This window comes from Pseudomonas sp. LG1E9, from assembly GCF_003290225.1.
GTDB classification, from domain to species: Bacteria; Pseudomonadota; Gammaproteobacteria; order Pseudomonadales; family Pseudomonadaceae; genus Aquipseudomonas; species Aquipseudomonas cyclaminis.
The window spans coordinates 5,555,214-5,567,383 of record NZ_CP029983.1 but is presented as its reverse complement, the minus strand read 5'-3'; the positions used below and the strand labels follow the sequence as shown (position 1 = coordinate 5,567,383).

Genomic DNA, 12,170 nt, shown 5'->3' with positions numbered 1-12,170 from the left:
GTTCAGGGTTTGCCGGGAATGCCGTACTTGCGCAAGCGGTGGGCGATGGCGGTGTGGGAGGTCTGCAAGCGGCTGGCCAGCTGTCGTGTGGAGGGATAGCTGGTGTAGAGCTTCTCCAGCAGGCTGCGTTCGAAGTCTTCGACGGCCTGTTCGAGGCTGTCGATTTCACCGTCGCTTTGGCGGGCCACCGAGGTCCCGGCGATGTCCAGGTCGCCGATGTCCACCAGGCTGCTTTCGCAAATGGCGGCGGCGCGGAAGATGACGTTCTGCAACTGGCGCACATTGCCCGGCCAACGGTTGCCCAACAGCGCCGGATAGGTACCGGGCGCCAGGCGGCACACCGGGCGCTGGATCTGTGCGCAGGCCTGCTGCATGAAGTAGCGGGCCAGCAACAGAATGTCCTGGCCGCGTTCGCGCAGGGGCGGCACCTCGACGTTGAGCACATTGAGGCGATAGAACAGGTCTTCACGAAAGGTGCCTTCGCTGACCATTTTTTCCAGGTTGCGGTGGGTGGCGCTGAGGATGCGCACATTGACCTTCACTTCGCGGTCGCCGCCCACCCGGCGGAAACTGCCGTCGTTGAGAAAACGCAGCAGCTTGGCTTGTAAATACGGCGACATTTCGCCGATTTCATCGAGGAACACCGTGCCCTGGTTGGCCAACTCCATCAGCCCCGGCTTGCCGCCGCGCTGGGCGCCGGTAAAGGCGCCGGGGGCGTAGCCGAACAACTCGCTTTCGGCGAGGTTCTCCGGCAGCGCGGCGCAGTTCAACGCCAGGAACGGCGCACTGTGGCGCGTACTGATGGCATGGCAGGCCCGCGCCACCAACTCCTTGCCGGTGCCGGTTTCGCCCTGGATCAACAGCGGTGCATCCAGCGCGGCCACCCGTTGCGCGCGGGCCTTGAGGGTACGGATCGCCGGCGACTCGCCCAGCAGTGCGTCAAAGCCTTCGGCATGGTCATGGTGCAGCGCCGAGAGTTGTTCACCGATGCGGTTTGGCTGGTAAAGGGTGAGCAGGGCGCCGGCATCGGTGATCGGTGTAGCGTCCAGCAGGAGGGTCTGGCCGTTGACGCTGATCTCGCGCAGGGGCAGGCGAAAGCCGTTTTCCAACAAGGTATCGAGCAGCGCCGGGTCATTGAACAGCTCTGCGATGCTTTCCCCGGCCGGTTCACGCCCGTACAGGGCAATCAGCGCCGGGTTGGCCAGCAGGATCGTGCCCGCGCTGTCCAGGGCCAGCACCGGGTCGGTCATGGCCGCCAGCAGGGCGTCGAGTTGCAGGTGGCGGCGTTGGCCGGGGAGGATGTCCACCACCTTCACCGCCCGCACGCCGTGTACGCTGAACAGTGCGTCGCGCAGCTCTTCGAGCACCTCGGCGCTGAGGGTCGGGGCGTCGATGTAGACGTTGGGCGGTACCATTTCCACCGCATCCAGGTTGAGATTGCGCCCACCAAGCAAGGCCAGGACTTCCTGGGTAATGCCGACGCGGTCGATGAAGCTGACGTGGATACGCATGCAGTGGCTGACGATTCTGAGGTGCGAGAGGCCGCAAGTATGCCTGACAGGCGATGCAGATCAAAAAATGTGGGAGGGGCGAGCCCCCTCCCACACTTGTTCCGCGTTACTCCAGGTGTTCGGGTTTGACCGGATCACCGGATTTCATATCCAGTTGATGCCGCACATCTTCGAACATCATGTCGTAATGCTTGTGTTGCGAGCCGACGCTGCTGTGGGTCTTGGGAATGCCGTATTTCTCGACGATCTTGGTCACATTGCTGGCGAAGTTGTAAGCCTGGTCCTTGGGGAGGAAAAAGGTTTCCTTCACGTCCTTGCCCTGGATGTTGCCGTGCAGGGTGAATTGCATGCCTTTGCCTTCCGCCTCATGTGTGACGACTTCGTAGTCCAGGCAAAGGTCGTAGCTGACATCGTTATTGTTGAGCGCGTGACGTTCGATATGCAGGTGACCGGGTTTAAAGGTGGCCATAGGCGTATCTCCTCTACTTCACAGATAGGTGATGCCAGGTGTTGCCGTGCTGATGCGCGTGCCGGCGCTGCCCTGGACGATGGCTTCGATGTCCGAGAGTGAACCGATCACTGCGGTTTTGCCAGTCTGGCGGGCGAACTCACAGGCGGCCTGGACCTTGGGGCCCATGGAGCCGGCGGCGAAGCCGAGTTTTTCCATTTCGTCCGGGTGCGCCTGGCCGATGGCTTTCTGGGTCGGCTTGCCGAAGTCGATAAAAGCGGCGTTGACATCGGTGGCAATCACCAGCAAATCGGCGTCCAGTTGCGAGGCCAATAGCGACGAGCACAGGTCTTTGTCGATGACAGCTTCGACGCCGCGCAGTTTGCCGTCTTCGCCGTACAGGGTCGGGATCCCGCCACCGCCGGCGCAAATCACGATGCTGCTTTTTTCCAGCAGCCACTTGATCGGGCGAATCTCAAAGATGCGTTTGGGGCGTGGGCTGGCTACCACCCGGCGGTATTTATCGCCATCGGGGGCAATCGCCCAGCCTTTTTCGGCCGCCAGTTTTTCCGCGTCGGCCTTGGAGTAGACCGGGCCGATCGGCTTGGTCGGGTTCTGGAATGCCGGGTCCTTGGCGTCCACTTCCACCTGGGTCAGCAGCGTGGCGAACGGCACCTCAAAGTCCAGCAGGTTGCCCAGTTCTTGTTCGATGATATAGCCGATCATGCCTTCGGTTTCGGCGCCCAGCACGTCCAGTGGATACGGTGAAACCTGGGTGTAGGCGGCGGCTTGCAGGGACAGCAGGCCGACTTGCGGGCCATTGCCGTGAGCAATCACCAACTCGTTGCCGGGGTGGATCTTGGCAATCTGTTCGGTGGCGATGCGGATGTTGGCGCGTTGATTGTCCGCCGTCATGGGTTCACCACGGCGCAGGAGGGCGTTGCCGCCCAGGGCTACGACGATGCGCATAATACGATCCTTCTAGAATTCAGCTTTGGGACACAAGGCACAATGTGGGAGGGGGCAAGCCCCCTCCCACATTTTATTGTGTTCCGACAGTGAGAGTTAGATATCCGCCAGCGCCGACACCAGGATCGCCTTGATGGTATGCATGCGGTTTTCCGCTTGCTCAAAGGCGATGTTGGCCGGCGACTCGAAGACTTCCTCGGTCACTTCCACGCCGTTTGCCAGGTTCGGATACCGCGCGGCGATGTCCTTGCCGACCTTGGTTTCGCTGTTGTGGAACGCCGGCAGGCAGTGCATGAACTTCACCCGAGGGTTGCCCGAGGCTTTCATCATCTTGGCGTTGACCTGGTACGGCAGCAGTTGCTCGATGCGCTCGTCCCATGCCTCCACCGGCTCGCCCATGGACACCCAGATGTCGGTGTGGATGAAGTCCACGCCCTTCACGGCTTCTTTCGGGTCTTCGGTGATGGTGATGCGTGCGCCGCTTTCCTCGGCAAATGCCTGGCATTGCTTGATGAAATCTTCATGGGGCCACAGGGCTTTCGGTGCGCCGATGCGCACGTCCATGCCGAGCTTGGCGCCGATCATCAGCAGCGAGTTACCCATGTTGTAACGGGCGTCGCCCAGGTAGGCGTAGCTGATGTCATGCAGCGGCTTGTCGCTGTGTTCGCGCATGGTCAGGGTGTCGGCGATCATCTGCGTCGGGTGGAATTCGGCGGTCAGGCCGTTGAACACCGGCACCCCGGCGAACTTGGCCAGTTCTTCGACGATTTCCTGCTCGAAGCCACGGTATTCAATGGCATCGAACATCCGACCGAGCACGCGGGCGGTGTCTTTCATGCTTTCCTTGTGGCCGATCTGCGACGACACCGGGTCGATATAGGTGACGTGAGCGCCTTGGTCGTGGGCCGCGACTTCGAACGCGCAGCGGGTGCGGGTCGAGGTTTTTTCGAAGATCAGCGCGATGTTCTTGCCCTTCAGGTGCGGACGCTCGGTGCCGGTGTATTTGGCGCGTTTGAGGTCGCGGGACAGGTCCAGCAGGTAGTGCAGCTCGCGCGTGGTGTGGTGCATCAGCGACAGCAGGCTGCGGTTGCGCATATTGAAAGCCATGATGGAATCTCCTTAATAGTCGATAGGGTCGCGGATGATCGGGCAGGTCATGCAGTGGCCACCGCCACGGCCCCGGCCGAGTTCACCGGCACTGATGGTGATGACTTCCACCCCGGCCTTGCGCAGCAGCGTGTTGGTGTAGGTGTTGCGGTCGTAGCCGATCACCACGCCGGGTTCCACAGCCACCACGTTGTTACCGTCATCCCATTGCTCGCGTTCGGCGGCGAAGCTGTTGCCGCCGGTCTCGACGACACGTAGCGCCTTGAGGTTGAGCGCTGCGGCGACGGTTTCCAGGAAGTTGGTTTTCTCCCGTTGGATGTCGATGCCGTGTGGCTTGCTTTCGTCAGGGCGCAGGGTGAACGGCACGATCTGGTTGACCACTTCGGGGAAGACGGTGACCAGGTCGCGGTCGCAGAAGCTGAACACGGTATCCAGGTGCATTGCGGCGCGGGATTTGGGCAGGCCGGCCACAATGACTTTTTCCACGGCCTTGTTCTTGAACAGATTGCGCGCCAGTTGGCCGATGGCCTGGTGGGACGAGCGCTCGCCCATGCCGATCAGCACCACGCCATTGCCAATCGGCATCACGTCGCCGCCTTCCAGCGTCGCGGCGCCATGTTCCTGGTCGGGGTCGCCGTACCAGATCTGGAAGTCGGCGTTGGTGAATTCAGGGTGGAATTTGTAGATGGCGCTGGTCAGCAGGGTTTCCTGGCGACGCGCCGGCCAGTACATCGGGTTGAGCGTCACGCCGCCGTAGATCCAGCAGGTGGTGTCGCGGGTGAACTGGGTGTTGGGCAACGGCGGCAGAATGAAACTGGCGTGGCCGAGGAAATCGCGGAACATCTCGATGGTCTTGCCACCGAAGCTGCTCGGCAGGTCATCGGCCGATACGCCGCCGATCAGGTACTCGGCGATCTTGCGCGGCTCCAGGCTGCGCAGCCACGAGCCGACTTCCTCGACCAGGCCCAGGCCCACGGTGTTGGCGGTGATCTTGCGTTCCAGGATCCAGTCCAGGGCCTCGGGATTGGCAACGATGTCGGTCAGCAGGTTGTGCATTTCCAGCACATCAATATCCCGCTCGCGCATCTTGGTCACGAAGTCGAAATGGTCGCGCTTGGCCTGGGCCACCCACAACACGTCATCGAACAGCAGTTCATCGCAGTTGTTGGGGGTCAGCCGCTGGTGGGCCAAGCCTGGGGAGCACACCATGACTTTGCGCAGTTTGCCGGCTTCGGAATGTACGCCGTACTTCACTTTTTCCGTGGTCATTACAGATCCTCCAAGGAGCAACAATTACAGAGTCAGGAAGCCGTCGTAGAGGCCATAGGCAGCCACCAGGGCGCCAATGACTACCGCGGCGAAAATCAGCTTCTCGACGTTGGTGAAAATCGGTTTGCCCAACTCACGCTTGGCCTTGGCGAACAGGATTGCGCCGGGGGCATAGAGCAGGGCGGAGAGCAGCAGGTATTTGGTGCCGCCGGCATAGAGCAGCCACACCGCGTAGATCAGCGCGACGGCGCCGATGAACAGGTCTTTCCTGCGCTCTTTAAGGGCGTTTTCGTAGGTCTCGCCGCGCACCGCCAGCAGCAGCGCGTAGGCCGCCGACCACAGGTAGGGCACCAGGATCATCGAGGTGGCGAGGTAGATCAGCGACAGGTAAGTGCTGGCGGAAAACAGGGTGATGATCAGGAACAGTTGCACCATGGCATTGGTCAGCCACAGCGCATTGACCGGCACGTGGTTGGCGTTCTCCTTGCGCAGGAACTCCGGCATGGTGTGGTCCTTGGCGGCGGCGAACATGATCTCCGCACACAGCAGCACCCACGACAGCAACGCCCCCAGCAGCGAGATGATCAAGCCGACGCTGATCAACACCGCGCCCCAATGGCCGACCACATGCTCCAGCACCGCAGCCATCGACGGGTTCTGCAGCTTGGCCAGTTCCGGTTGGGTCATGATGCCGAGGGACAACACATTCACCAGCATCAAAAACAGCAGCACGGTGATAAAGCCGATCACAGTGGCCTTGCCCACGTCGGAGCGTTTTTCCGCACGGGACGAGAAGATGCTCGCGCCTTCGATGCCGATGAACACCCACACGGTGACCAGCATCATGTTGCGCACCTGGTTCATCACGCTGCCCAGGTCCGGGTTTTTCACGCCCCAGATGTCAGCGGTGAAGATCTCCAGCTTGAACGCAAACAGCGCGATCAACACGAACAGCACCAGCGGCACGACCTTGGCGACGGTGGTCACCAGGTTGATGAACGCCGCTTCCTTGATCCCGCGCAGCACCAGGAAATGCACGGCCCACAGCAACACCGAAGCGCCAATCACGGCCGCGGGGGTGTTGCCTTCGCCAAAGACCGGAAAGAAGTAACCGAGGGTGCTGAACAGCAGCACGAAGTAGCCGACGTTGCCCAGCCAGGCGCTGATCCAGTAACCCCAGGCCGACGAGAAACCCATGTAATCACCGAAGCCGGCCTTGGCGTAGGCGTAGACGCCGCCATCGAGGTTGGGCTTGCGGTTGGCCAGGGTCTGGAATACGAACGCGAGGGTCAACATGCCAATGGCAGTAATCACCCAACCGATCAATACCGCACCGACGTCGGCGCTGGCGGCCATGTTTTGCGGCAGGGAGAAGATCCCACCGCCAATCATCGAACCCACGACAAGTGCAACCAACGCGCCTAATCGAAGTTTTCCCGGAGATTCAGACATTGCATAACTCCAATGCAGGAGAAGAGAGACCACAGAATAATTCCGTGTGCTAATCAAACAGCTGACTCAGATCACTTCATTGGCACATTCCATTGTGAATTAATGACTTAGGGTGGGAACTCGTGGGCGATAAGAATCCTCGGAAACACGCTGTGCAGAGCGGTTACGCCATTGGAATTAATTATTTAGCCAGGGCTATGGACGTTTGAAGCTAGACCGTTTTTGCGGATGTGCAAACTTTTCAGCGTCGCTTCACGTATTGGCTATAAAGGTTAAAGGTGATGCAGTATTTAAAATATAAATAAGCCTGAATAGCGTTGAGTTGACATGCCATTAGGTTATGAGTGTGCCAGTTTTATCGCTGTCTCTAATAACCGCTACACTCGCTGAGTTAATTAGTGGAGTGCACGGTGGTCAGCTAAAACTGTTAATTCTTCAGGAGTGTTCATGTCCCAACCGGCCCAGAAACTTCGACTCAGCGCCCTGATCGCCTTGGTGGTGGGTTCTATGATTGGCGGGGGGATCTTCTCCCTGCCGCAAAACATGGCCGCCCGTGCCGAGGTCGGTGCCGTTCTGATCGGCTGGGCAATCACTGCCGTCGGCATGCTCACCTTGGCGTTTGTGTTCCAGACCCTGGCCAATCGCAAACCCGAGTTGGATTCCGGGGTGTATGCCTACGCCAAGGCCGGTTTTGGCGATTACATGGGGTTCTCGTCGGCCTGGGGTTATTGGATCAGCGCGTGGATGGGCAACGTCGGTTACTTCGTGTTGCTGTTCAGCACCCTTGGCTACTTTTTTCCGGTGTTCGGCCAGGGCAATACGCCGGTGGCCATCGGCTGTGCCTCGGTGCTGCTGTGGGCCGTGCATTTTCTGGTGATGCGCGGGATCAAAGAGGCGGCGTTCATCAACCAGATCACCACTGTGGCGAAGATCGTGCCGCTGCTGATGTTTATCGTGATCGCAGCGGTGGCGTTCAAGGCCGATATCTTCAGCCGCGATATCTGGGGCCTGGGCAACCCGCAGCTCGGCAGCGTGGTGGACCAGGTGCGCAACATGATGCTGGTCACGGTGTTTGTGTTTATCGGCATCGAAGGCGCCAGCGTCTATTCGGCGCGGGCCGAGAAACGCTCGGACGTGGGCCGGGCTACGGTGATCGGTTTTCTTGGCGTGCTGGCGCTGCTGGTGCTGGTCAATGTGCTGTCCCTAGGGATCATGAGCCAACCGGAACTGGCCAACCTGCAAAATCCCTCCCTGGCGGGCGTGCTGGAGCATATCGTCGGGCCTTGGGGCGCGATGCTGATCAGCCTCGGCCTGGCGGTGTCGCTGTTGGGCGCATTGCTGTCGTGGGCGCTGCTCTGCGCGGAAATCCTCTACGCGACTGCCCAGGACAAGACCATGCCTGCGTTCCTGAAGAAAGAAAACGTCAACCAGGTGCCGGTCAATGCGCTGTGGCTGACCAATGTGATGATTCAGGTCTTTCTGGTGATCACGCTGTTTTCCCACAGCACTTACACCACGCTGATTTACCTGGCTTCGTCGATGATCCTGGTGCCGTACCTGTGGTCGGCGGCCTACGCGGTGCTGTTGAGCGGGCGCGGCGAAACCTATGAAGGTGCCCAGCGTCAGCGATTCAAGGATCTGTTGGTGGGCGTGATTGCCCTGAGTTACGCGGTATGGCTGCTCTACGCCGGGGGGTTGAAGTATTTGCTGCTGTCGGCGCTGCTCTATGCGCCGGGCGTGATCCTGTTTGCCCTGGCCAAGCGTGAACAGGGGCGGCCGTTGTTTACTCACATGGAGAAAGGCATTTTCAGTTGCGTGATCGCCGGTGCCGGGCTGGCGGCGTATGGGCTGTACAGCGGGGTTCTTTCGTTATGATTGGGTTGGCTGTACTTGCCCCATCGGGAGCAAGCTCCCTCCCACATTTTGATTTGTGAACACAGTCACATGTGGGAGGGGCGGTGCGACGGTTCGACTTGCCCCCGATAGCGGCCGCCAGATCACCACTGTGCTCGGTGCGAGCCTAATTCCCCGGCCGGCAAATCCCACTGCAATGGCGTACCGCTGATGGTCAGCGGGGGGAGCAACCGGTGGGCCTGGCCCCAGGGGGGCTGTTCCACGACCAGACCTTGATCACACGGCTCTTCGGCCCGCAACGCTGGTTGCTCCGGCGCTTGTCCCGCTTCTACCAACAACGTTGCCGTGCGCGCCAAGGACAACCGCGCCGACCCACCACGGCCGGATTCCAAACGCTCGCTCAAGGCCTGGATCGCGCTGGCCGCCATCAAATACCCGGTGGAGTGGTCCAGGGCCTGCAACGGCAGCGGCACCGGTTTATCCGCTTGTTTCCAGGCCATGCCCGCGTCGGCGATGCCGCTGCTCATCTGCACCAGACTGTCGAAGCCTCGGCGGTTGCGCCATGGGCCGCTCCAGCCGTAGGCGTTGAGGCTTACGTCGATCAGACCGGGGGCGCGGGTTTGCAGTGCACTTGGGGTGTAGCCCAAGTGTTCCAGGGCATCGGCGCGGTAACCGTGCAACAGAATGTCGGCGTCCTTGAGCAGGTTTTCGAAAATCTGCTGGTCTTCGGGTTTTTTGAGATTCAGTCGGGCGCAGCGTTTGCCGAGGGTCATTTCCGGCACCACGCCGGGCTCGTTCCAGGTGGGCGAGTCGATTCGCAATACATCTGCGCCCAGGCCCGCCAGAAAGCGGCTGGCCACGGGACCGGCCAGTACGCGGGTCAGGTCGAGCACCTTGATGCCGGCCAGCGGACGGGCGACCGAGCCGAGCCAGGGCGTGCCACGGCTGGTGTCGAAGGTCTGGCGCTGTATCAGCGCTTCAGCATTCACCGCCAACCCCTGCGGATGGATTTGCCAGGCCTGCCACGTGCGCATCTGCGCCGCGCAACCACCGGCATCGACAATCGCCTGTTCCAGCTCTGCGGCATTCCACGTTGAGACTTTGGCTGCCATCTCGGCGCGATCTGCGACGTTGCCCAGCACCTGTTCGGCGGCGGCACGGTGATGGGGCGCGTTGGTGTGCAGGCGAATCCAGCCATCGGCGCTGGCGTAGTCGCCAGCCACCGGGTCCCACAGTGGCGGCACTTGCCAGCCCAGCGGGCGAATTGAGGAAGAGAACCAGAACGACGCGAGGCGGCGGTCGACACTCACGCTGGGTAAACGTCCGGTCTGTTGTTGGATCAATCGGGCGACGGCCTGTCCGGCGGCGCCGATGCTGGCGCTGGCCAGTTCGGTAACGGCGAAAATCGAGGGCAGGGCGCCAGCCTCGGTCAGGGTCAGCGGTGTTTGGGGCAGATCGAGTGCGGCTTGGATGGGAGTCAGCAGGTCAGTCATCAAAGGCCCTCCATAAGAGAAGGGCCACTATAAAAGAACATCACACCGGTGTGACAACCCCAGGTTCCAACGGCAGGTCGATGCTGGCGATAAAGCCACCGCCGGGGTGATTGGCCAGAATCAGGCTGCCGCCATGGCGTTCGGCTGCACGCCGCGCAATCGCCAGGCCCAGGCCGTGGCCTTGGGCGGTCTGGCCGGGCGCGCGGTAGAACGGCTCGCCCAGTTGGCTGAGGTGCTCGGCGTCCACGCCGGGGCCATGGTCGCGCACGCTGATCAGGATTCGTTCGTCGTGGCGCTGCGCCCGCAATTCGATGGCCTCGCCTGGCGGGTTGAACCGTTGGGCATTGCGCAGCAGGTTGTCGACGGCGCGTTCGATCATGGTCGGCCAGCCCTTGAGCTGCAGGTCGTTTTCGCTGGTCAGTTGCACCACCTGGTCGGGCGCGCTGAGCTGGGCGTCTTTTTGCAGGGTCTTGAGCAGGGGATTGAGGTCGACGTCTTCGGCGCTGGCGTTATCGGCATCGACGCGGGCCAATACCAGGATCTCGCTGATCAAGGCCTCCAGGCGGTCGCATTCGCGGGTCAGGCGAGGCCAGAGTTTTTCCCGCTCTTCGGGGCTGGCGCGTTCGGCCAGGGCCAAGGCTATCCGCAGGCGCGCCAGGGGCGAGCGCAGTTCGTGGGACACGTCGCGCAGTAATTGGCGTTGACTGCCGATCAGGCTTTGCAGGCGTGCACCCATGCGGTTGAAGTCGGTGGCGAGTACGCCGAACTCATCACGACGGTTGGCCAGGCGCGCCAGGCTGTTTTGCTGGTAGGTGGCCTGGCCAAGGTCATGCACCGCACCGCGCAGCCGGCTCAGCGGGCGGGTGATGGATAGGGTGACGAACAGGCTGAACAGGGTCAGCACCACCAGGGCAATCGCTAGGGCGCTCAATGGCCACGTGAGGCTGCTGCGGTGCCATTCGTCGAGCTCCGGGTGGGCGATGCGGTAGATCAGCAAGTACGTGTCGCCGGTTTTCTCGCTGGTGTACTCGGCGGTCAGGCGGCGCCAGGGCAGGTGGCCTTCCTTGCTGTCGTTTTGCCGTGCTTCAAAGGCGGCGGCGCGGCGCGGGAAGGTGCCACGCACCACGGGCTCGCCGCTTTCGTTCAGCACTTGCACATCGATGTGGTACTGGCGCTTGCGCTGTTGCAGCAAGTCCTGGGCAGCGTCTTCGCCCTGGGTTTCGTAGAGTTGGGTCCACTCTTGCGCCAGGTTTTTGAGGCCGGGGTGGCGGCTGAGAATCCAGGCATCTTGATTGAGCATATGCCCAAGCAGGATCGACAATCCGGCAACCAAGGCGATGGCCAGCCAGAAACTGGCCAGGATGCGCCAGAACAATGAACGCACAGGAAACCCTCAAACAGGAAAAGCCCAGTGGCGGGGGCCACTGGGCTGGGAGCGTTAACGCGGGGGCATTATTGCGCTTTTTGCGGCTGTTGCGCTTTCCATGCCTGGAATTCCTTCCATTCGGCGCGGCGCTGTTCCTGCTTCTTGATGATCTCGTCGAACTGCTTCTGCTGGTCAGGCTTGAGCACGGCCCGGATATCGGCCTGGGTCTTCTGCTTGCCGGCGGCGATTTCATCCTGCATGGCTTTCTGGTCAGCGGCCGGGAGTTTGTCCAGGTACTTTTTGGTCAGGTCTTTGCGAGCGTGCCATTGGTCGCCCATCAGCTTGCCGATCTGCTGGCGCTGTTCCTTGCTCAGGTCCAGCTGGCTGAAGGGGCCGCCTTTGCCACGCGGACCGTGTTCACCGCCGTGGCCCGGGCCGCCCATCATGTGGCCTTCAGGACCGCCCATCGGGCCTGGGCCTTCGGGCATCGCGGCCATGGCAACGGTTGGCAGGGCTGCGGCGAACATCAAAGCGATAAGGGTCTTGCGCATGGTGATTCTCCTGTCTCTATTCCGGTGAGTCCGGATGTGAGTAGATTACCCAGAGCAAGGTCAGCGGCGGTCAGGGGAGCGTAAAGCTTGGGTAAAGAGGTTTTTGATGCGAGCTGACAAAAGGTTCGCGAGCGCAGAGGTAAATAGTGG

The 12,170-nt window shown here is 61.2% G+C and carries 10 protein-coding genes; 1 reads left to right on the top strand and 9 read right to left on the bottom strand.

What is annotated here, in order from left to right; translation table 11 throughout:
* Window positions 1-2 precede the first annotated feature (2 nt).
* The 6 genes from DNK50_RS25525 to arcD (DNK50_RS25500) form a co-directional block, all read right to left on the bottom strand.
* Window positions 3-1,511: a sigma-54-dependent transcriptional regulator gene (locus DNK50_RS25525; RefSeq protein ID WP_099585479.1), complete on the bottom strand. Its 1,509-nt coding sequence runs from the start codon at window positions 1,509-1,511 to the stop codon at window positions 3-5.
* Window positions 1,512-1,617: 106 nt separating this feature from the next.
* Window positions 1,618-1,980, bottom strand: a complete 363-nt coding sequence (locus DNK50_RS25520; RefSeq protein WP_112196591.1) for a DUF5064 family protein — start codon at window positions 1,978-1,980, stop codon at window positions 1,618-1,620.
* A gap of 18 nt (window positions 1,981-1,998) precedes the next feature.
* Entirely contained in the window at window positions 1,999-2,928 is a 930-nt protein-coding gene (gene arcC / locus DNK50_RS25515; RefSeq protein ID WP_112196590.1) for a carbamate kinase, read from the bottom strand.
* A gap of 96 nt (window positions 2,929-3,024) precedes the next feature.
* Window positions 3,025-4,035, bottom strand: coding sequence for an ornithine carbamoyltransferase (locus tag DNK50_RS25510; RefSeq protein WP_071484378.1), 1,011 nt, complete (start codon window positions 4,033-4,035; stop codon window positions 3,025-3,027).
* 12 nt (window positions 4,036-4,047) lie between these two features.
* On the bottom strand, window positions 4,048-5,304 hold the full coding sequence (gene arcA, locus DNK50_RS25505; RefSeq protein WP_112196589.1) for an arginine deiminase: 1,257 nt from the start codon (window positions 5,302-5,304) through the stop codon (window positions 4,048-4,050).
* 24 nt (window positions 5,305-5,328) lie between these two features.
* Window positions 5,329-6,756: an arginine-ornithine antiporter gene (arcD, locus tag DNK50_RS25500; protein WP_099585474.1), complete on the bottom strand. Its 1,428-nt coding sequence runs from the start codon at window positions 6,754-6,756 to the stop codon at window positions 5,329-5,331.
* 447 nt (window positions 6,757-7,203) lie between these two features.
* Between arcD (DNK50_RS25500) and arcD (DNK50_RS25495) the strand changes: the two genes are divergently transcribed.
* Window positions 7,204-8,631, top strand: a complete 1,428-nt coding sequence (gene arcD / locus DNK50_RS25495; protein ID WP_112196588.1) for an arginine-ornithine antiporter — start codon at window positions 7,204-7,206, stop codon at window positions 8,629-8,631.
* A gap of 122 nt (window positions 8,632-8,753) precedes the next feature.
* On the opposite strand, the gene DNK50_RS25490 is transcribed toward arcD (DNK50_RS25495), so the two are convergent.
* From DNK50_RS25490 to DNK50_RS25480, 3 genes are all read right to left on the bottom strand, one after another.
* Window positions 8,754-10,103: a CoA transferase gene (locus DNK50_RS25490; RefSeq protein WP_112196587.1), complete on the bottom strand. Its 1,350-nt coding sequence runs from the start codon at window positions 10,101-10,103 to the stop codon at window positions 8,754-8,756.
* A 40-nt stretch (window positions 10,104-10,143) separates the two neighbouring features.
* Window positions 10,144-11,487 (bottom strand): HAMP domain-containing sensor histidine kinase, encoded by a 1,344-nt coding sequence (locus DNK50_RS25485; RefSeq protein ID WP_112196586.1) that lies wholly within the window; start codon window positions 11,485-11,487, stop codon window positions 10,144-10,146.
* Window positions 11,488-11,555: 68 nt separating this feature from the next.
* Complete coding sequence (locus DNK50_RS25480) at window positions 11,556-12,020, bottom strand: LTXXQ domain protein (protein WP_099585470.1); 465 nt, start codon at window positions 12,018-12,020, stop codon at window positions 11,556-11,558.
* Between the last annotated feature and the right edge of the window lie 150 nt (window positions 12,021-12,170).

Excerpts from the sequence above, each read along its gene's own strand:
- DNK50_RS25525 (WP_099585479.1), bottom strand. The coding sequence starts at position 1,511 with ATGCGTATCCACGTCAGCTTCATCGACCGCGTCGGCATTACCCAGGAA.
- DNK50_RS25520 (WP_112196591.1), bottom strand. The coding sequence starts at position 1,980 with ATGGCCACCTTTAAACCCGGTCACCTGCATATCGAACGTCACGCGCTC.
- arcC (WP_112196590.1), bottom strand. The coding sequence starts at position 2,928 with ATGCGCATCGTCGTAGCCCTGGGCGGCAACGCCCTCCTGCGCCGTGGT.
- DNK50_RS25510 (WP_071484378.1), bottom strand. The coding sequence starts at position 4,035 with ATGGCTTTCAATATGCGCAACCGCAGCCTGCTGTCGCTGATGCACCAC.
- arcA (WP_112196589.1), bottom strand. The coding sequence starts at position 5,304 with ATGACCACGGAAAAAGTGAAGTACGGCGTACATTCCGAAGCCGGCAAA.
- arcD (WP_099585474.1), bottom strand. The coding sequence starts at position 6,756 with ATGTCTGAATCTCCGGGAAAACTTCGATTAGGCGCGTTGGTTGCACTT.
- arcD (WP_112196588.1), top strand. The coding sequence starts at position 7,204 with ATGTCCCAACCGGCCCAGAAACTTCGACTCAGCGCCCTGATCGCCTTG.
- DNK50_RS25490 (WP_112196587.1), bottom strand. The coding sequence starts at position 10,103 with ATGACTGACCTGCTGACTCCCATCCAAGCCGCACTCGATCTGCCCCAA.
- DNK50_RS25480 (WP_099585470.1), bottom strand. The coding sequence starts at position 12,020 with ATGCGCAAGACCCTTATCGCTTTGATGTTCGCCGCAGCCCTGCCAACC.